General features: G+C 58.4%; 20 protein-coding genes. 8 read left to right on the top strand and 12 right to left on the bottom strand.

Annotated features, from left to right (window positions below):
- The first annotated feature begins 5 nt into the window (after window positions 1–5).
- Window positions 6–674, top strand: coding sequence for a sugar transferase (locus ACVBAU_RS02135; RefSeq protein ID WP_448327615.1), 669 nt, complete (start codon window positions 6–8; stop codon window positions 672–674).
- A 44-nt stretch (window positions 675–718) separates the two neighbouring features.
- Here ACVBAU_RS02135 and ACVBAU_RS02130 read toward each other — a convergent pair whose 3' ends face one another.
- Window positions 719–988, bottom strand: coding sequence for a spike base protein, RCAP_Rcc01079 family (locus tag ACVBAU_RS02130; RefSeq protein WP_335744748.1), 270 nt, complete (start codon window positions 986–988; stop codon window positions 719–721).
- 122 nt (window positions 989–1,110) lie between these two features.
- On the bottom strand, window positions 1,111–3,849 hold the full coding sequence (secA, locus tag ACVBAU_RS02125) for a preprotein translocase subunit SecA (protein WP_335744747.1): 2,739 nt from the start codon (window positions 3,847–3,849) through the stop codon (window positions 1,111–1,113).
- A 176-nt stretch (window positions 3,850–4,025) separates the two neighbouring features.
- Between secA and ACVBAU_RS02120 the strand changes: the two genes are divergently transcribed.
- From ACVBAU_RS02120 to ACVBAU_RS02095, 6 genes are all read left to right on the top strand, one after another.
- Window positions 4,026–4,916 carry a peptidylprolyl isomerase gene (locus ACVBAU_RS02120; RefSeq protein ID WP_448327612.1) on the top strand — a complete coding sequence of 297 codons (891 nt, stop codon included), beginning with the start codon at window positions 4,026–4,028 and terminating at the stop codon, window positions 4,914–4,916.
- 3 nt (window positions 4,917–4,919) lie between these two features.
- Complete coding sequence (gene argJ, locus ACVBAU_RS02115; protein ID WP_448327610.1) at window positions 4,920–6,146, top strand: bifunctional glutamate N-acetyltransferase/amino-acid acetyltransferase ArgJ; 1,227 nt, start codon at window positions 4,920–4,922, stop codon at window positions 6,144–6,146.
- On the top strand, window positions 6,143–6,541 hold the full coding sequence (gene mutT / locus ACVBAU_RS02110; protein ID WP_448327608.1) for an 8-oxo-dGTP diphosphatase MutT: 399 nt from the start codon (window positions 6,143–6,145) through the stop codon (window positions 6,539–6,541). Before argJ ends, mutT begins: the two co-directional genes overlap by 4 nt.
- 126 nt (window positions 6,542–6,667) lie before the next feature.
- Window positions 6,668–6,802: a hypothetical protein gene (locus ACVBAU_RS02105; protein ID WP_448327607.1), complete on the top strand. Its 135-nt coding sequence runs from the start codon at window positions 6,668–6,670 to the stop codon at window positions 6,800–6,802.
- Between the two features lie 85 nt (window positions 6,803–6,887).
- Window positions 6,888–7,811, top strand: a complete 924-nt coding sequence (locus ACVBAU_RS02100; RefSeq protein ID WP_448327605.1) for a diacylglycerol/lipid kinase family protein — start codon at window positions 6,888–6,890, stop codon at window positions 7,809–7,811.
- Window positions 7,808–8,614: a metallophosphoesterase family protein gene (locus tag ACVBAU_RS02095; RefSeq protein WP_448327603.1), complete on the top strand. Its 807-nt coding sequence runs from the start codon at window positions 7,808–7,810 to the stop codon at window positions 8,612–8,614. Before ACVBAU_RS02100 ends, ACVBAU_RS02095 begins: the two co-directional genes overlap by 4 nt.
- A gap of 1 nt (window position 8,615) precedes the next feature.
- On the opposite strand, the gene infB is transcribed toward ACVBAU_RS02095, so the two are convergent.
- From infB to pip, 6 genes are all read right to left on the bottom strand, one after another.
- Window positions 8,616–11,099, bottom strand: a complete 2,484-nt coding sequence (infB, locus tag ACVBAU_RS02090; protein ID WP_448327602.1) for a translation initiation factor IF-2 — start codon at window positions 11,097–11,099, stop codon at window positions 8,616–8,618.
- Between the two features lie 9 nt (window positions 11,100–11,108).
- Window positions 11,109–11,729, bottom strand: coding sequence for an RNA-binding protein (locus tag ACVBAU_RS02085; protein ID WP_093732744.1), 621 nt, complete (start codon window positions 11,727–11,729; stop codon window positions 11,109–11,111).
- Window positions 11,730–11,751: 22 nt separating this feature from the next.
- On the bottom strand, window positions 11,752–13,374 hold the full coding sequence (gene nusA, locus ACVBAU_RS02080) for a transcription termination factor NusA (protein ID WP_138924599.1): 1,623 nt from the start codon (window positions 13,372–13,374) through the stop codon (window positions 11,752–11,754).
- Complete coding sequence (gene rimP, locus ACVBAU_RS02075) at window positions 13,375–13,953, bottom strand: ribosome maturation factor RimP (protein WP_138924600.1); 579 nt, start codon at window positions 13,951–13,953, stop codon at window positions 13,375–13,377.
- Window positions 13,954–14,115: 162 nt separating this feature from the next.
- Complete coding sequence (locus tag ACVBAU_RS02070) at window positions 14,116–14,964, bottom strand: ABC transporter substrate-binding protein (RefSeq protein WP_138924601.1); 849 nt, start codon at window positions 14,962–14,964, stop codon at window positions 14,116–14,118.
- Window positions 14,961–15,932, bottom strand: a complete 972-nt coding sequence (gene pip / locus ACVBAU_RS02065; RefSeq protein WP_448327600.1) for a prolyl aminopeptidase — start codon at window positions 15,930–15,932, stop codon at window positions 14,961–14,963. Before pip ends, ACVBAU_RS02070 begins: the two co-directional genes overlap by 4 nt.
- A 48-nt stretch (window positions 15,933–15,980) precedes the next feature.
- Here pip and ubiG point away from each other — a divergent pair, with 48 nt between their 5' ends.
- The gene (gene ubiG / locus ACVBAU_RS02060; protein ID WP_335744742.1) at window positions 15,981–16,727 is read left to right on the top strand and encodes a bifunctional 2-polyprenyl-6-hydroxyphenol methylase/3-demethylubiquinol 3-O-methyltransferase UbiG; all 747 of its coding nucleotides are present in this window, start codon (window positions 15,981–15,983) and stop codon (window positions 16,725–16,727) included.
- Between the two features lie 12 nt (window positions 16,728–16,739).
- Here ubiG and ACVBAU_RS02055 read toward each other — a convergent pair whose 3' ends face one another.
- The 4 genes from ACVBAU_RS02055 to ACVBAU_RS02040 are packed head-to-tail and all read right to left on the bottom strand — an operon-like array spanning window position 16,740 to window position 19,040.
- Window positions 16,740–17,177 (bottom strand): MarR family winged helix-turn-helix transcriptional regulator, encoded by a 438-nt coding sequence (locus ACVBAU_RS02055; protein WP_093732750.1) that lies wholly within the window; start codon window positions 17,175–17,177, stop codon window positions 16,740–16,742.
- 9 nt (window positions 17,178–17,186) lie between these two features.
- A complete protein-coding gene (locus tag ACVBAU_RS02050) occupies window positions 17,187–18,017 on the bottom strand; it encodes a carbon-nitrogen hydrolase family protein (protein WP_448327598.1) in 831 nt (276 codons plus the stop codon).
- The gene (gene grxC, locus ACVBAU_RS02045) at window positions 18,017–18,274 is read right to left on the bottom strand and encodes a glutaredoxin 3 (RefSeq protein WP_093732752.1); all 258 of its coding nucleotides are present in this window, start codon (window positions 18,272–18,274) and stop codon (window positions 18,017–18,019) included. The genes ACVBAU_RS02050 and grxC overlap by 1 nt, the downstream gene beginning before the upstream one ends.
- 37 nt (window positions 18,275–18,311) lie before the next feature.
- Complete coding sequence (locus tag ACVBAU_RS02040) at window positions 18,312–19,040, bottom strand: ComF family protein (RefSeq protein ID WP_138924605.1); 729 nt, start codon at window positions 19,038–19,040, stop codon at window positions 18,312–18,314.
- Window positions 19,041–19,057 lie beyond the last annotated feature (17 nt).

The raw sequence follows: 19,057 nt of genomic DNA, 5'->3' as shown, positions 1-19,057 counted from the left end.
GGGTGATGATGGCGTTTATCGAGGTAGGGATAAGACGGGGCGGCGGTTCCTACGTGGGCCGGCTGCTGTATCAACGCGTAGGAAAGCGGCTGTTCGATCTAACGGTCAGCCTTGTGCTGCTGCCCTTGATACTGCTGCTGATCGTTCTGTTGTGCTGCTTTATGGCCGCTCACGGGCAAAGCGGTCTATATGCCCATCCAAGGATCGGACGGGCGGGCAAACCGTTCCTCTGTTGGAAAATCAGGACAATGGTACCCAACGCTCAGGCCGCCTTGCCGGCGATTCTTTCCGCGCGACCGGACCACGCGCTGGAATGGGCCCTGTACCAAAAGCTGAAAAATGACCCCCGTGTCATCCCCGGCGGCCATTTTCTGCGGCGCACGGGCTTGGACGAGTTGCCCCAAATCTGGAATGTCCTCCGGGGCGATATGTCGTTGGTCGGACCGCGCCCTGTGACGCGCAGCGAGTTGCACAGCTATGGGGATGCACGTGGCGCGTATCAATCGGTGCGCCCCGGCATCACCGGTCTATGGCAAGTCGCAGGGCGCGGGGTGATGCTGTTTGATGAACGCGCAACGCTTGATGAACGCTATACGCGGCAGATGTGCTTGGCCGGTGATCTACAGATCATCGCACGGACCCTGCCCATTATGCTGCGCCCCACCGGTCATTAAGGGGGCGCAGCAATGGCCACAGTATGTGGCAATCGGCTTGCGCGCTAAACCAACCCTTTGATCCCCGTGGCCGTCGTACCGGTGCCCCGTACTTGCGCGACCCGAAACGGATAGACGACCCCGGCCACCAACCCGACCAACGTGATCGCATCCCCGCTTTTGAGCGTCACCGCTACATCGCCAGCCCCACCAACCATAAAGCCCCGCGTGACCTGCGCCAGGTCAGCGGCATCATCTGGCACGACATCAAAGGCCCCGCAAATCGGGCCGGTTAATCCTGCGGTATAGTCACTGAAATTGTCAGTAATTGGCATGTCGCTCTCCTTTATTGGACAGCGCAGCTTGGTCTACTGACCCTACCTAAATCTTACCCCACCGTACGGTCCTGCCGCCGGGAGCGGTCTCCAAGGCCGCGAAACGGCCTTGGAGCTGTCACTTACGCAAGCTTGCCGTGGCAATGCTTGAATTTCTCACCCGATCCGCAGGGACATTCGTCGTTGCGCGAAGGGTTGCCCCATGTGGTCGGGTCATTTTCGTCAAACCCAGCAACGGCTGTCGATCCAGTCTCCGTAGCCGCCGTAGTCTCCGTAGCCGCCGGCGCTGCGCTGTTTTCTTCGGCCGCCTGCGCAGCTGCAACCTGTGCACCCGCCTGACGTTCCTGCATTTGTGACATCAGCTGCTGTTGCTCTTCTTCCGTCATCGGACGAATTTGCCCCAGTTTCTGCGTCACTTCGGTCCGAAGACTGTCCAGCATGCTTTCGAACAGCTGGAAGGATTCGTTTTTATACTCGTTCAACGGATCCCGCTGCGCGTAACCGCGGAAGCCCACGACCGACCGCAGATGCTCTAGCGTCAGAAGGTGGTCACGCCATTTGCCGTCGATCGCCTGCAACAACACCTGCTTTTCAATGTTGCGCATGTTTTCTGGGCCGAACTGTTCAGCCTTCTGTGCCATCATGGAATCGCTGGCCTCGATCAGACGTTCGCGGATCACTTCGTCGTCCACGCCCTCTTCTTCACACCAGGCCGAAACAGGTACGTTCAGGTTCAACTGCTCGACAACAGCCGCTTGGAACCCCTGGGTATCCCACTGATCTGCATAGGTTTTCGGAGGCATAAACTGGTCGATCAGATCGTCGATCACCTGTTCGCGCATGTCCGACGTAATCTCTTGCAGGTCCGCGGCTTCCATGATGTCGCGGCGCTGGCCAAAGATGACCTTCCGCTGGTCATTCATCACATCATCGAACTTCAACAGCTGTTTGCGAATGTCAAAGTTGCGACCTTCGACCTTGGCCTGTGCCCGTTCGAGCGACTTGTTCACCCAAGGGTGCACAATCGCCTCGCCTTCTTTCAAGCCAAGCGTGGTCAGCACTTTCTCAAGCCGTTCCGACCCGAAGATACGCATCAAATCGTCCTCGAGCGACAGATAGAACGACGAGCGGCCCGGGTCACCCTGACGGCCGGAACGACCACGCAGCTGGTTATCGATCCGACGGCTTTCGTGACGTTCAGAGGCCAGAACATAAAGGCCACCGGCCTCCAGCACTTTTTTCTTTTCGTCCGCGTGTTCCGCCTCGATCTTTTCACGAATGGCAACGGGATCGGCCTCTGGATCGGCGTCCAGTGCTTCGATCACCTTCAGCTCTACGTTGCCGCCCAGCTGAATGTCGGTGCCGCGACCGGCCATGTTTGTGGCAATGGTCACCGCGCCGAATTTGCCCGCATCTGCGACGATCTGGGCTTCTTGTTCGTGCTGGCGTGCGTTCAGAACGTTATGCGTAATGCCCCCTTCGGTCAGCATCTGGCTGAGCATTTCGGACTTTTCGATGGACGTGGTACCGACCAGAACCGGCTGCCCTATCGCATTGGCTTCTTTGACCTTTTCGATCATCGCCTGATATTTTTCCAGCGCGGAACGATAGACTTGGTCATCTTCGTCAACGCGTGCAACCGGCACGTTGGTCGGCACAACCACAACACCCAGACCGTAGATCTCGGCAAATTCTTCGGCTTCGGTTTCGGCCGTACCGGTCATCCCGGCGAGCTTGTTGTACAGTCGGAAATAGTTCTGGAAAGTGACGGACGCGAGCGTGACGTTCTCAGGCTGGATCTGGCAGCCTTCCTTCGCTTCGATCGCTTGGTGCAGACCGTCGGACAGACGGCGACCGGACATCATGCGCCCGGTGAATTCGTCGATCAGCATCACTTCGCCATCGCGCACGATGTAATCTTTGTCGCGCATGAACAGCTTATGCGCCCGCAAACCCTGGTTTATGTGGTGCACGACCGTGGTGCTTTCAGGGTCATACATCGTGAACCCTTCTTCCAGCAGGCCGCGGCTCAGCAGCTCTTTCTCGAGGAAGTCGTTCCCTTCGTCGGTAAAGGTCACATTGCGGGTTTTTTCGTCCAGCTCGTAGTGGCTTTCGTCAAGCAGCGGGATCACATCATCGACGACTTTATACATCTCGGAGCGGTCTTGCGACGGGCCAGAGATAATCAGTGGCGTCCGTGCTTCATCGATCAGAATACTGTCGACCTCATCCACGATGGCAAAGTTGTGCTGCTTCTGGAAAATCTGGCTCAGCTCGGATTTCATGTTATCGCGGAGATAATCAAAGCCCAGCTCGTTGTTCGTGGCATAGGTCACATCGCATTCATACGCGGCGCGTTTGTCTTCTTCGGTCATGCCAGAGACCGCGGCACCGGTGGTCAGCCCCAGCGAGGCAAAGACCTTGCCCATCCAGTCGGCGTCCCGCTTCACGAGGTATTCGTTCACCGTCACCACATGCACGCCCTTGCCGGTCAGCGCATTCAGATAGGCGGCCAGCGTGGCGGTCAGGGTTTTACCTTCACCGGTTTTCTGCTCGGATATATTGCCCTGATGCAGGAAAATCGCGGACATCAACTGCGTGTCAAAGGCGCGCAGACCCAAGGTCCGGCGTGCGCCTTCACGGCAGTTTGCAAAGGCTTCCGGCAGCAGGTCTTCCAGGCTTTCGCCATCGTTTGCCCGCTTGCGCAGCTCTTCTGTTTTTTGCTTTAGACCGTCGTCGGTCAAAGCCAAGAATTCGTCTTCCAGCGCGTTGATTTGTTCAACCAGCGGGCGGGTCGCCTTGATTTTACGGTCGTTTGGGGTCCCAAAGACTTTTTTGGCGAGTGTTCCGATGCCCAGCATGCAATCTCCTGCCGAAGTTAAGTTCCTAGGCGTCCATCTGCTTGCCGAGCCGCCGGACAGCCCCTAGATACAAGACTGAACGTGCGCCAAGGCCGCGCCCATAGGGCGATGTAAGGGTCGCACTAAACCGTGTCAATGTAGCAGCCCTTTGCGGCTGCCAAACCAAGGACAGATACATGCAAAAACCTCTCACTTTTCTGGCACCATTCATGGTGGCAGCTTCGCTTGCCCTGCCCGCTTTTGCGCAGGACGACGCTGCCGCAAACACCGATGCGCAGACCGATGCACAAATGGCCGTTACTGCTGAAACAGTGGTCGCGACGGTAAACGGCACGAATATCACGATCGGCAACATGATTATCGCCCGCGCCACCTTGCCAGAGCAGTATCAACAACTGCCGCCAGAGGTTCTGTTCAAGGGCATTCTGGACCAGCTCGTGCAGCAAACCGCCCTGTCGCAGGATTACGAAGGCGATCTGCCAACGCGCATTACATTGGCGCTGGAAAACGAACGCCGCCAGCTGATCGCCGGCGAAGTGATCGAAAAAGCGATGGCACAGGACGTGTCCGAAGAAGAGTTGCAAGCCGCCTATGACGAAGCCTATGCCGCGGCAGAGCCTACCGAAGAATTCAGCGCGTCGCACATTCTGCTAGAGACAGAAGAAGATGCCAAAGCCGTCAAGACCGAGCTTGATGAGGGTGCGGATTTCGCCGAGCTGGCGAAAGAAAAATCCACGGGTCCCTCCGGTCCTGCAGGCGGTACTCTGGGATGGTTCGGGCCCGGCATGATGGTGCCCGCGTTTGAAACCGCTGTCGCCGAGCTTGAAGTCGGTGCTGTATCCGAACCGGTTGAAACCCAGTTTGGCTGGCATGTCATCAAACTGGACGAGAAGCGCCAGAAAGAAGCGCCTGCGCTCGACGAAGTAAAAGACGAGCTGGAAACTCAGGTGCGCCAAGTCAAAGCACAAGCGTTGATTGAAGAAACCACCGAAGCCGCAGATGTTGACCGTTCGGCTGCTGAAGCAGTTGATCCCACGGTTCTGACCAACCTGGGCTTGTTGGAGTAATCAATGGGCAAGATCACCGCTGTATCCCCGCTGGCACCCGATCACTTTCCTGATCTTCCTGTCATTGATGGTGTGCGTTTTGCCACCATCGCGGCGGGGGTACGGTATCAAGGCCGCACGGATGTGATGCTGGCTGAATTGACTCCCGGCTCTACGGTGGCGGGGGCGTTTACCCGCTCTGCCACCCGTGCGGCCCCTGTTCTGGACTGTCAGGCCAAAATCGGCGCGACATCGGATACGGGCGCTGCGATCTTGGTCAATTCTGGCAACGCCAATGCCTTTACCGGCAAAGGCGGCGTCACCGCAGTCGAGGCGATTACCGCCGCGGTTGCCGATGTGTGCAACATCCCCCAGTCGCGGGTTTTCACCTCGTCGACCGGCGTGATTGGCGAACCATTGCCCCACGACCGGATCACGGCTGTTCTCGCCGACCTCAAGGGCGCGCTGTCCGACAAGGGTATTTCGGATGCCGCCAAGGCGATCATGACCACGGATACCTTCCCCAAAGGGGCGCGTGCCGAGGTCGAGATTGACGGCAAAACAGTCTCTATCGCTGGGATTGCGAAGGGTTCGGGTATGATCGCGCCGGATATGGCGACGATGCTGGTCTATATCTTTACCGACGCAGTTGTTAGCCAACCTGCCCTGCAAAAGATGCTGTCCACTCACACGGATAGCACCTTTAACTGCATCACCGTGGATAGCGACACATCGACCTCCGACAGTTTGATCCTTGCAGCGACCGGCGCGTCGGGCGTGGATGCGAGCGAAAGCGAAGCGTTTTCTGATGCGTTGCACCGCGTTATGTTGAACCTTGCGCATCAGGTCGTGCAAGACGGCGAAGGGGCAACCAAATTCGTTGAAATCGCCATCACAGGTGCCGCGACGGATGCGGATGCCAAAACGCACGGCATGGCCATTGCCAACTCACCGCTGATCAAAACCGCGATTGCCGGCCAAGACCCGAACTGGGGCCGCGTTGTTATGGCGATCGGTAAATCCGGTGCCGCGGCTGATCGGGATCGTCTGTCGATCCGCTTTGGCGATATCGAGGTCGCAAAAGACGGCTGGCGCAGCCCCGACTACTCGGAAGAGGCAGCGGCGGCGCATATGAAGGGTCAGAACATCACCATCGGTGTTGATCTGGGCCTTGGCGACGGCAAGGCAACGGTTTGGACCTGCGACCTGACCCACGGCTATATTGAAATCAACGCGGACTATCGTTCGTGAAGATTGTATTGGTCTCGGCGGTTGCCCTGATCGATGTGGACGGGCGCGTGCTTTTGGCACAGCGCCCGCCCGGCAAATCCATGGCTGGTCTTTGGGAGTTTCCGGGCGGCAAGGTCGAGGCCGGCGAAACACCCGAAGCCGCGCTGATCCGCGAGCTGCAGGAAGAACTGGGCATCGACACTTGGGCATCGTGCCTTGCGCCGCTGACCTTTGCCAGCCACGCCTATGATGATTTTCACCTGCTGATGCCCCTGTTTGCCTGCCGCAAATGGAATGGCACACCGCAGGCGCGCGAAGGACAGACCCTGAAATGGGTCCGTGCCAATGCGCTAAGGGACTATCCCATGCCGCCCGCCGACATTCCACTGATCCCGATCCTGCGCGACTGGCTGTAGCGCCAGCGCCCCTGCGCCTCTGTTTCTCTAAGCGTTAAAATGCTGCGCTAACGACTTTTTTGTTGCTAGACGTGAGCAAATAGTCGCCTATAAAGATGCAACTGCTGGTTCTTCGAGGAGGAAGTAATGCTACGTACAATCACAATCGGGTCTACGGTTTCAGTCCAGGGTATTTTTGTGCGCGACATGCCCGATGGCCGCATAACGGTTAAGGTTGATAACGCGATCTACACAGGCAAGCCGATTCAGCGCCAAAGCTGACCTGCCGAGAGACCAAACTGCCGCGAAACATCTGAACCATCCTCTTTCCCAAGCGTTTGCTTAGGTCATCAAGGATGGATCAAACATGAAGCCTTCGCGCGTAATCGTTATCTTAAACAAGGGCTCTGGCCGCAAAGACGGGATAGAACGCAGGTCCCGTATTTCAGACCGGTTTGAACACCACGACATTCCCGTCAGCTTCGTTGAATTTTCGCCCAATGGCGCGGATCTTGGCAAGTTGGCGCAATCTACAGCCGAGGATAACCCCGACGCGACCATTGTCGCCTCTGGTGGGGACGGCACAATCAGCGGCGTTGCCGCGGGGCTGGCGAATGTGCCCAATCAGATGGGCATTATTCCTGCGGGGACATTCAACTATTTCGCGCGCTCCTTGAACCTGCCCGAAACGGTGGATGAAGCTGTCGATGTCATCGCCAATGGTGCGTTGCGGCCCACGGATATCGCCAAGATCAACGGCAACGTCTTCCTGAACAACGCCAGCATCGGGGCCTATGCCGCCATTCTGAAAACCCGCGAAGGCATATACGATCGCTGGGGCCGCAGCCGAATCGCCGCCTATTGGTCGGTGGTTAAGGCGTTGGCAACGCTTCGTGCGCCTCTTAAACTGACAGTCACAGTCGATGGAAAATCGTTTAAACACCGGACCCCTTTGGTCTTTGCGATCAGCAACGCCTTTCAGTTGAACCAGATGGGCCTCAGCGGCGAAGATTGTATCGCCAAGGGCGGCATGGTGCTGCTGGTAGCCCCGGACACAGACCGATGGGGCCTGTTCAAACACGCTGCAGCATTGGCGTTTGGCGTTGCGAAACGGGAAACCGACTATCAAATGCACTGCGGGAACGAGATCACGCTTGAGATGGCGCATAAATCACGCCCCGTCGCCCGCGACGGAGAACTGACCCGCATGAAAGGTCCGTTCAAGCTAGAGATGCAGCGCGAGGCGTTGCAATTGATCGTGCCCGCCGAATTCAACGAGGTTGTAAGATGAGCACATTGGTGCACCTATCCGATTTACACTTTGGCAAAGACCGACCGGATCTGCTGGAACCACTGTTGTCCTGCGTGAACGCGCTTGAGCCGGATATCGTCGCAATATCGGGCGATTTCACGCAACGCGCACGGCGTAGCCAGTTTGAAGAAGCACATAACTTTATCCAGCGCCTCAATGCACCCGTTCTAGGCGTGCCGGGCAACCATGATGTGTTGCTGGACCGCCCCTTTCAACGGTTCTTTATGCCGTGGCGCCGGTACCGCAAGTGGATCAACACCGACCTTACCCCACGGTTCGAAAACGACGATATGGTGGTGATCGGCATCAACTCGGTCGACCGGTTTTCATGGCAGACAGGGAAGCTGACGGCGGGGCGGATTGCCCACGCCTGTATAGCCATGGATGAAACCGCCGCGCGCAAGGCACGTATTCTGGTCGTTCATCATCCGCTACAGCATCCCAACCATACCAAAAAGAAACCGATCCCCGGCGCAGACGTGGCGCTGGAAAAACTGCTGTCTTGCGGGGCGAACCTGATCCTCTCGGGGCACTTGCACACGTGGCACGCGGAAAACTTCACCGTGGAATCTGGCGGAACGACTGCGATCCAGTTGCACGCGGGGACGAGCCTATCGTCGCGAGTACGCGGAGAGCCGAACGACTTCAACGTCATCAAAATCGCGGACGATCGGGTCTGTGTCGACCGGCTGAGCTTTAACGAGGATAAACGGGTGTTTGAAACGACAGAAGCCCGGACATTCAACCGGGCTTCTGATCATCAAATATCGAACGAAGTTTAGATCACTCGAGCGTGCGGACGACTTCTTCACGTGTGAAGATCTCGATAACGTCGCCGGGGCGGATGTCTTCGTAGTTCTCGAACGCCATACCACATTCCTGGCCTGACGGTACTTCGGAAACTTCATCCTTGAAGCGCTTGAGCGTTTTCAGCGTGCCTTCGTGGATCACAACGTTCTCGCGGAGCAAGCGAACACCAGCAGCGCGGCTTGCTTTGCCTTCGGTCACAAGACAGCCCGCAACCTTGCCAACGCCGGTCACTTTGAACACTTCTTTGATCGACGCATAGCCGATGAAGTGTTCGCGGATCTCGTTGCTCAGCAGGCCGCTCGCTGCCGCTTTCACATCATCAATCATGTCATAGATGACAGAGTAATAACGGATCTCGACGCCTTTTTGGTTCGCCGAGGCACGGGCAGAAGCGTTTGCACGGACGTTAAAGCCGATGATGGGCGCGTTCGATGCTTCGGCAAGGCCGACATCAGTGTCTGTGATCGCACCGACACCCGAATGCAGAATCCGTACGCGGACTTCATCGTTGCCGATTTTCTCCATCGCTTGCACGATCGCTTCGGCAGAGCCACGCACGTCTGCTTTGATCAACAAAGGCAGCTCGCTGACGGTCTCGTTCACCTTGGCGTTCGCCATCAGCTGTTCCAGCGTCGTCGCCGCACCGGCCGCAGCGCGTTTATCCTTGGCGGCTTTTTCGCGATATTCTGCGATCTCACGCGCCTGCGCTTCGGTTTCGGTCACGTTCAACACGTCGCCCGCACCTGGTGTCCCATTGAGGCCAAGCACCTCGACAGGCACCGACGGGCCGGCTTCTGTGACGCGTTCGCCCATGTCGTTGATCAGCGCACGTACCTTACCGTATTGCTCGCCCACAACAAAGATGTCGCCTTGGCGCAGGGTACCATTTTGAATAAGCACAGTCGCGACAGGGCCACGGCCCACGTCAAGCTGCGCTTCGATCACGGCACCAACCGCGGCACGGTTCGGGTTCGCTTTCAGTTCCAGCAGTTCCGCCTGCAGCGCGATGGCTTCCAGCAGTTCGTCCAGACCTTGACCCGTTACAGCCGACACTTCGACGTCCTGCGTTTCACCGGACATCTTTTCGACGATGACCTCGTGTTGCAGCAGATCGGTGCGAACTTTGTCAGGGTTGGCTTCGTATTTGTCGATCTTGTTGATCGCCACGATCATCGGCACTTTTGCCGCTTTCGCGTGGTGGATCGCTTCGATCGTCTGAGGCATCACAGCGTCATCCGCAGCGACGACCAGCACAACGATGTCGGTGACTTGCGCACCGCGCGACCGCATCGAGGTAAAGGCCGCGTGGCCCGGTGTATCGAGGAAGCTCAGAACCTGACCATTGTCGGTTGTGACCTGATAGGCACCGATGTGCTGCGTGATACCGCCCGCTTCGCCGGTCTGAACCTTGGCTTTGCGGATCGCGTCAAGCAGCGATGTTTTACCATGGTCAACGTGTCCCATGATCGTGATGACCGGAGGACGCGAAACCAGGTCTTTCGGATCGTCTTCGGCTTCTTTGATCACGTCTTCGACGTCGGCGTCAGAAACGCGTACGACTTTGTGGCCGAATTCCTCGATGATCAGTTCGGCGGTATCCGCGTCGATGGTTTCATTCTGCGTCACCATCATGCCGTTGGTCATCAAAGCTTTGACAACCGCGCCGACGCGTTCGGCCATACGGTTGGCCAGCTCGGAGACAACAATCGCCGGCGGAAGATTGACGTTGCGCACGATCTTTTCACGCTCGACCGAACCGCCCATGGCCTTCTGGCGCTGACGTTCCTGCTTGCGCTTCATCTGCGCCATAGAGCGCTGACGGCCACCTTCGCCACCGGACAGAGCCTGGTTCAGCGTCAGTTTACCCGAACGGCGGCTATCGTCGCCACCCTTGTTGCGCTTGTTGGTTTCCTCGCGGTCGCCTTCTTTCTTGCGTACCACAGGTGTGGGTACGCCAGATTTGACGTTTGGCGTACGCGGTGCGGCGGGGGCCGCTGCGGGTGCTGATGCAGCGACTGCCGCAGCTTCCGCTTCTTGTTTGCGACGCTCGTCCTCTTCGGCTTTCGCCTTCAGGCTTTCGACGCGCTCGCGTTCTTCGGCTTCTTTCGCATCGATTTCGGCACGACGGCGCTCGCGGTCTTCCGCGCGGGCCTTTTCGTCAGCGGCACGTGCTTCGGCTTCTTCTGCCTCGCGGGCGCGGGCCGCCTGAACCGCCTTCAGCCGGCGTTCCATTTCGGAATCCGTAATGCCTGCCGGACGCTTGGAGGGATCCCCGAGCGATGGATTGCTACCGCCGCCGGCTTTTGCGCCAGCAGGTTTGGGCACCACAACGCGCTTGCGCTTGGTCTCGACCACGACGTTTTTCGTCCGTCCGTGGCTAAAGCTTTGCTTTACGTTACCAGGGCGCGAAGGCGCACCCCGCAGGCCCAATGTCTTTTTGCCGTCACTATCGCTCATGAAGCTCGTCTATCCTTTCGGGTGACCGTTGCCACCCTCGTTTATGCGCACGCCTTTTAACCGCTGAGCTTCCTCTACAACACGAGAGGTAAGACCACCAGAGGCGAGCGCCCCATGTATCACAGTTTGGCGTCCGAAAGCCAAACCCAATTCGTCTGCCGTCAGCCAGCCAATGTAATGACCGAAATGCGGCGTACTTAGTTTCGATTTGCCGCGGCCCGATCCATCTACTGCCTGGATCAACACTTCGGCTTCTTCCATTTGCAGCCAACCTTTGACTTTTTCGTAGCCCGCAACGGCCTTACCCGCCTTGCGTTGCAACGAAATCAGATCAACCACACGGCGAACAAGCTGCTTTTCAACTTCTTCCACCAAATCATCCGCAACCTTTACAGGTTGCTTGGCCGAGCGGGCGAACAAGCCCTTCTTGGCCGCTTTTTCCAACGCATCCCGATCCGCCGACACATACATCCCTCGTCCGGGTAGTTTTCCCAGAATATCCGGGAAAACATGCATGTCGGGACCAACAACAAAGCGGATCAGCCCGTTTTTGGGCTGCGCCTCGCCAGTGGCGATACACTTTCGTTCGGGACCGTCTTCCCGGTCTTTAGAAACGCCACCACGTGTCATATCGTTCCCCAAAGCCCCGCGATCAGGCCTCGGCCTCCTCGTCCGTGTCGATATCAAGGTCTTCTTCAACCTCATCGGTCTCAAGCTCAGCGGGATCTACCCAGCCCAGCAATACGCGCGCCGTCATGATCAACTTTTGCGCATCTTCCAGCGAAAGGTCGAAAGGTTCAAGTGTCCCGTCATCCTTGGTGCGTTCGCCATTCACGGTCGTCCAGCCGCCAGCCAGTTCCCAATCCGCGCAAGTCGCGAAATCTTCGAGCGTTTTGACGTCGTCCTTGGCCAGCGCCTCAATCATTTGGGGTGTCAGGCCGTCGAATTCAATAAGCGTGTCGTCCACGCCCAAGGCACGGGCCGCATCAATCGCCGCTTTGTTGTGCGCTTCGATCACGTCGCGGGCACGGGCCTGCAGTTCGCTGGCCGTGTCTTCGTCAACGCCGTCGATGACCAGCAGCTCGCCTACTTCGACATATGCGACTTCTTCAAGGTTGCTGAACCCTTCGGAAACCAGAAGCTGGGCAAAGAATTCGTCTAGATCCAGATTGTCCATGAACAGCTTGGTGCGCAGTTCGAACTCGGCCTGACGGCGCTGGCTCTCTTGCTCTTCGGTCATAATGTCGATGGTCAGCCCGGTCAGTTGCGACGCGAGACGCACGTTTTGACCACGACGGCCAATCGCCAGCGACAGTTGCTCTTCTGGTACAACAACTTCGATTTTACCGGCTTCTTCGTCCAGAACAACCTTGGAGACTTCAGCAGGCTGAAGCGCGTTGACCAAGAACGTTGGCTGGTCCTCGTTCCACGGAATAATGTCGATCTTTTCGCCCTGAAGCTCGTTCACAACAGCCTGAACACGGCTGCCGCGCATACCAACGCAGGCACCAACCGGATCGATTGAGTTATCATAGCTGATCACGGCAATCTTGGCACGCGAACCTGGATCACGGGCAACAGCCTTAATCTCGATGATGCCGTCATAGATTTCGGGCACTTCCATCTTGAACAGTTCGGCCATGAATTCGGGCGCGGTACGGCTCAGGAAGATTTGCGGGCCACGCTGTTCGCGGCGCACGTCTTTGATGTAGACGCGGATACGGTCGTTCGGACGGTAGCTTTCGCGGCCGATCTTTTCGTTACGACGCAGGATCGCTTCGCCAGCACCCACATCGACGATGACGTTGCCGTATTCCTCGCGCTTGACCAAACCGTTGATGATCGTGCCGGCGCGGTCTTTGAATTCTTCGTACTGGCGGTCACGCTCTGCTTCGCGGACCTTTTGCAAGATCACCTGCTTGGCGGATTGCGCCGCGATGCGGCCCATCTCAACCGGCGGGACTTCTTCGCTGAATTCCTGACCGACTTCGGGGTTGGCCATATACTGCTTGGCCTGCTCAACCGTGAATTCTGCCTGATAGTTTTCAAACTCGTCGTCGGCCACAACCGTACGGACACGGGTAAAGGTCGCGCGCCCTGTCTTGCGGTCGATCGCGACGCGAATGTCCATTTCAGCGCCGTACCGCGACTTGGCCGCCCGAGCGAGCGATTCTTCCATCGCTTCAACCACCAGATTGGGGTCGATCATCTTTTCGCGGGCCACAGCCTCGGCGGTTTGCAGCAGTTCCAGCTGGTTGGCAGATGTAATGGCCATTTAGTCGTCTCCCTCGGTGGACCCTTCGGTCTCGATGTCATCGAATTTGGTTTCGTCAATCGCACCGGACGCTTTACGCTGGCGCAGCATTTCTTTGATCAGGTCGTCGGTCAGGACCAGTTTCGCGTCGGTCAGCCAGTCGAACTTCAGGCCAATGGTGCCCTCTTCAACGTTGATCAGCACCTCGTCGCCCTCAATGCCCGCCAGTTCGCCCTTAAAGCGGCGGCGCCCATCGATCAGATCGGCGGTTTCGATCTTGGCCTCGTAGCCCTCGAACATCTCGAAATCCTTGAGGCGCGTCAGCGGGCGGTCGATACCGGGGCTGGAAACCTCAAGAGTATACTCTTCGATGATCGGGTCCTCGACGTCGAGAACGGCACTGACAGACTGGCTGATCAAGGCCAGCTCGTCCACTTCGATGCCGCCGTCAGGGCGGTCCGCCATAAGCTGCAAGGTGGTCGTTTTGCCTGACATCAGGCGCACGCGCACAAGTTCAAACCCCAGATCCTCGATCACCGGTGTGATGATCTCGGCCATGCGGCGATCAATGGCTGCTTTTGCAATCAGGTCGTTGTTCATATTCTCACTATCATCCTGCAGTTTTGAGCAGGCACAAAAAAACGGGCGCGCGGCCCGTGTTCAAGATCGGTGGAGCCTCAGGTGTGGACCCCGGTGCGCCGCTGTTATGAAGCCATATACGCCCGTATATGTGAAACTGCAAGCCCTGTGTGCCTGCCCCGCCTAGGCCAGCCACCAACGTTCGGCCGCACGCAGGTTATCCAGTGGTCGATGTTGGCCGGTACGCAGGGGCATGGCGATGCTGCGCGACACCGCGTGCGTCACCCCCCGGGCATGGGGCAACAGGGCAATATCATCAAAGGATTGAAGGGCTTCGCCATCGTTCAGGTCGGCAGCTTCGACCAGATATTCGGCCATTGCTTGTGCACGGACCTGCTGCGCGGGGATGGAAACCAGTTCCACCGTATCGAACCATCCGGCGCTGCGGCCTTTGTAGTGATCCGTCACACGTTCGGCCAAAACCTGCTGACCCGGCGTAAAACGACGCAGACGGTACAGGCCGGTGCCGATGCCATCGTCCATCGCATGGGCAGCGCGAATGACATGGCGCGGGTCCGCCAGCGTAAAGGGCAGATCCATCGCAGGCATAGTCATCGTGATGCGCACCTGATGCGTTCCGGTCGCCTCTACCACACCATCCAACGCCAGCGAGGCTGCAACATCGCGCGCGGTCAGCGGTTGCTGGTCGTGAAACAACACATCCTTGCGCAGATCGACCAGCCAGACACGCCCGTCTTCGCTGCCCTGCCACGCGGTTGCCAGCTCTCCGCGCAATGTCCCGTCTGCAGCGATTTCGGTCAGCGTGTCAAAGATCAGACCCTGCCGCGCGACCTGCATGAACAGACCGTCGCCCTGCCCCCATGTATCGCTGCGCGCCGCACCCGAAAGCGCCATCCGCAACCGCCCGCCCGCCTTGGGCATGGACGCCGCCGACACGCCCGTCGCAGCCAACAAGGCAGCAGCGGCACCCGAGGCAAATAACGCACGACGGTCCATCAAAGAACGGGTCATTGCGCTGCAATCCCGTCCATCGTGCGCACAAGTTCGGCGCTGATCCCGGGTTCGGACAGCGCATGGCCGGCATTACGCACCATCTTGAGCTCGGCATTAGGCCAAGCCTGTGCCAGCTCATACGCGCTTGAAGGGGGGCAAATCATATCGTAGCGGCCTTGGACAATCACGCCAGGAATATGGGCAATGCGATCCACATGCGCAAGGATCTGTCCGTCAAACTCAAGAAAACCCGCGTTCGTGAAATAGTGATTCTCTAACCGGGCAAAGGTACGCGAATACTCTCCCGGTCCCTCATACGACCCGCCCGATGAATGGATCGACGCCAGCCCGTTTTCCCACGCGGCCCAGGCCTTGCCGTATTTCACTTCAGTCATGCGATCGCCACAGAACAAGCGCCGGTGATAGGCCGCGATCAGATCGCCGTGCTCTGCCTCGGGGATCAGGCTGGTGAACCGCGCCCAAAGGTCAGGCCAGAACTTGCCCGCGCCACCGCCATAGAACCAGTCAAGCTCGGCCTGCGTCATCATAAAGACGCCGCGCAGGATGATGTTGCGGACCCGATCAGGGTGCGTTTCGGCATAGATCAACGCCAGTGTCGCCCCCCAGCTGCCGCCAAAGGCGATCCATTTCTCGATGCCAAGCGCTTCGCGGATATGTTCGATATCCGACACCAGATCCCACGTCGTGTTGTTGATGACCGACGCAAAAGGCTTGGACCGCCCGCACCCGCGTTGATCAAACAGGATCACATGGTATTTCTCGGCATCGAAATAGCGCCGCATCGACGGGCTGCACCCGCCGCCGGGGCCGCCGTGCAACACCACGACGGGGATGCCATCAGGGTTGCCGCATTGTTCAACATAGATCGAATGACCATCGCCCATGTCCATCATCCGCTGATCGAACGGATCGATCGGCGGGTGAAGATATTGCACTGCGCGCTTTTGGTCCGGGATTTTGTCCATTACAGCCCTATATAGTCATTGGACCCAAAAGAGCACAGAGAGATCAGAATGCAAGCGCCTCAAAGCACTGTTGACCCCGCCGAGATCGAAAAGTTTCAGGCCATGGCCGCTGAATGGTGGGACGAGAACGGCAAGTTCAAGCCGCTGCATATGCTCAACCCCTGCCGTCTGGATTACATCACCACTCAAATCGCCGGAGAGTTCGACCGCGATCTGAAAGCCCCCCAGCCGTTTCGCGGGCTGCGCATTCTGGATATCGGCTGCGGCGGCGGGCTGCTGTCTGAACCGATGGCGCGTTTGGGTGCGACCGTGGTCGGTGCCGATGCCGCTGCGGGCAACATTCCGGTGGCCCAAGTCCATGCGCAGCAATCGGGGCTCGAGATCGACTATCGCCACACCACGGCCGAGGCACTGGCTGAAGCGGGTGAACAGTTCGACGTTGTGCTGAACATGGAAGTTGTCGAACACGTCGCCTCGCCCATCGACTATCTGATCGCCTGCCGCACCCTGCTAAAGCCCGGCGGGTTGCACCTCTGCTCGACCCTGAACCGGAACCCAAAGTCGTTCATGATGGCGATTGTCGGCGCAGAGCATGTCATGCGCTGGCTGCCCAAAGGCACACATGACTGGTCAAAGTTCATCACACCTGACGAACTCTTTGACCTGCTGCATAAGGCAGGGTTAACGGCGGTAGATCGCAAGGGGTTCGTGTTTAACCCGATCACCTGGTCGTGGCGTCTGTCGGACCGTGACCTGAGCGTGAATTACGTCACCGCCAGCCTAAAGCCAGAGTGACCCAAGACGGCGTCAGCCTTCCAGCTGGCGCCGCAGGGCGCGTAGGGTTTCGAGCGTGGCACGCACCTGCGCCTCGCCCAGATCATCCGCCACGTCATTGATCAACGGGGATATTTGCCGGATCGCATGGTCCCGAGCATTCCGGCCCGCAGGGCTGATCGCCACCATCTTGCGCCGCGCATCGTCCCAATCCGGGCGGATATGCACATAGCCCGCCCAAACCAGTTTGTTCAGCGTATTCGTCATCGCGCCACGGGTAACGTTGAACGTTTCGGCCAGTTGCGCGGGGGTCTTTTCGCCGTCATGCCATGCCAGATTGTTCAGCACCGAAAAATGCGAAATCTCCATCCCTTTAGGCAGCGCCCGGGTCAGCCGGGTGCGCATCCGTTGATCAGCCGACAGCAATTCGCTGATCAAGGTGATCGCAAGTGAGTTTCGATTTTCCGTCATAGTCGTCTTCTAAGGTGCCCCAAATTCCCGCCGGTTGGCAAGACTGGCTACGCGGGTACGTGCCTCTTGTACACGCGCCATGTCCAGCGTGAACGGGTAAATGCCCGGCGCGGTGCCGGCATCCAAAAGCACCTCTCCCCACGGGGCGACGACCAGCGAATGGCCATAGGTGTCGCGGGTCTTGTGACTATCGCTGGCATGGGTGCCGGTTTGCGCGGGGGCCAACACGAAACACCCTGTCTCGATCGCGCGGGCGCGCAGCAGCGTATGCCAATGGGCGGCACCGGTCACAGGGGAAAACGCGGCAGGCATGGTCAGGATCGTGGCCCCTGCATCCGCCAGCGCCTGATAAAGCTTGGGAAAGCGCATATCGTAACAGATGCTCATCCCGATTTTGGCAAAAGAGGTCTGCGCCACAACGGCTTGATCGCCGGGACGGTAGCCCGCTGATTCGCGGTAGCTTTCGCCTTCGTCGATATCCACGTCGAACATGTGGATCTTGTCATAGCGGGCTTTGATCTGCCCCTGCGGATCAATCAGGAACGACCGGTTGGCAAAGCGCCCATCCGCATCCCCCGTCTTGAGCCCCAGCGATCCGATCAACAACCAGATGCCAGCCTCTCGCGCCGCGTCGCGCAGTGCGGCTAGAGTGATGTCGTCATCCTCGTGCTGCAAAATGCTGCGCTGATGATCGCGGCTGGTGGACACGCAGTTCGTCACCTCGGGGGTAAGGATAAATTCAGCCCCCTGCGCCGCGGCATCGCGCACCATCTCTACCGTGCCCGCCAGATTGCGGGCCGGTGTGTCGCTGACATTCAGCTGGATCAGGGCCGCCTGCATCAGGCTGCCAACAACGCGTCCAGCTTGCCCGCACGTTCCAGCGCATACAGATCGTCACAGCCGCCGACATGGGTATCTCCGATAAAGATTTGCGGCACCGTGCGCCCGCCATTGGCACGCGTGATCATCTCGGACTTGCGCTCTGGCTGAGCCAATACGTCGACTTCGGCAAAGCTGATGCCTTTTTCATTCAGCAGACGTTTGGCAGCATGGCAAAAACCGCAAAGCGGCGATGTATAGATCTCGACAGGTTGCATGTTGCATGTCCTTTCAACAAATGGGTTGGATCAAGACTTAAGTATCTTTTGCCACTCTTGCCAGTGTCACAATGCAGATTGGACCTGCCCCGACCGCCAGACAGGCCAAAGCCGCCGCCTGCAACGTCGCACCAGAGGTCATCACATCATCCACCAACAGCACAGGCCGCCCCGCCATTAAGTGGGCGCGGCGCGGGTGGGCCGTGATCGCACCGTCCAGATGGGCAAAGCGTTCGCCCCGCCCTTTGCCATCCAGCGATTGCGTACGCCTGACCCTGCGCAGCGCATCGGGGCACCACCCGAGCCCCCGCTCGCGGGCAATCGCCTTAGCGAGCAGGGCCGACTGGTTGAACCGCCGTTTCCACAGCCGCGACCAATGTAGCGGCACCGGTATAACCAGCGTCGTGGGCGTGACGAACGGCGCAATCACGCGTGCCATCCAGCGGCCTGCGGGTTTGGCAATGTCCTGACGGTCGCCATGCTTGAGCGCCAGAACCAGACGGCGCCCCGTCTCGCGGTATAGCAGCGCCGCACGCCCATGATCCCACAAAGGCGGGTGGGCCAGACAGGCGTCACATAAAGCATCCCCGTCGGCACCGTCGCCCAGCAATGGCACACCGCAGGTTTCACAGACAACGCCGTCAATAAACGCCGTATCGCGCCAGCACGGGCCGCATAGCCCGCCATCCCCGTCCACAGGTGCGCCGCACGCCAGACAGGACGGCGGGTAAATCAACGCAACAGCGGTTTGTAACTGGCCTCGCATGACCTTAGTATCCTTTC

It is taken from the genome of Sulfitobacter sp. M13 (assembly GCF_053474885.1).
The sequence above is the reverse complement of the archived record's forward strand: the minus strand, read 5'-3'. Positions and strand labels throughout refer to the sequence as shown.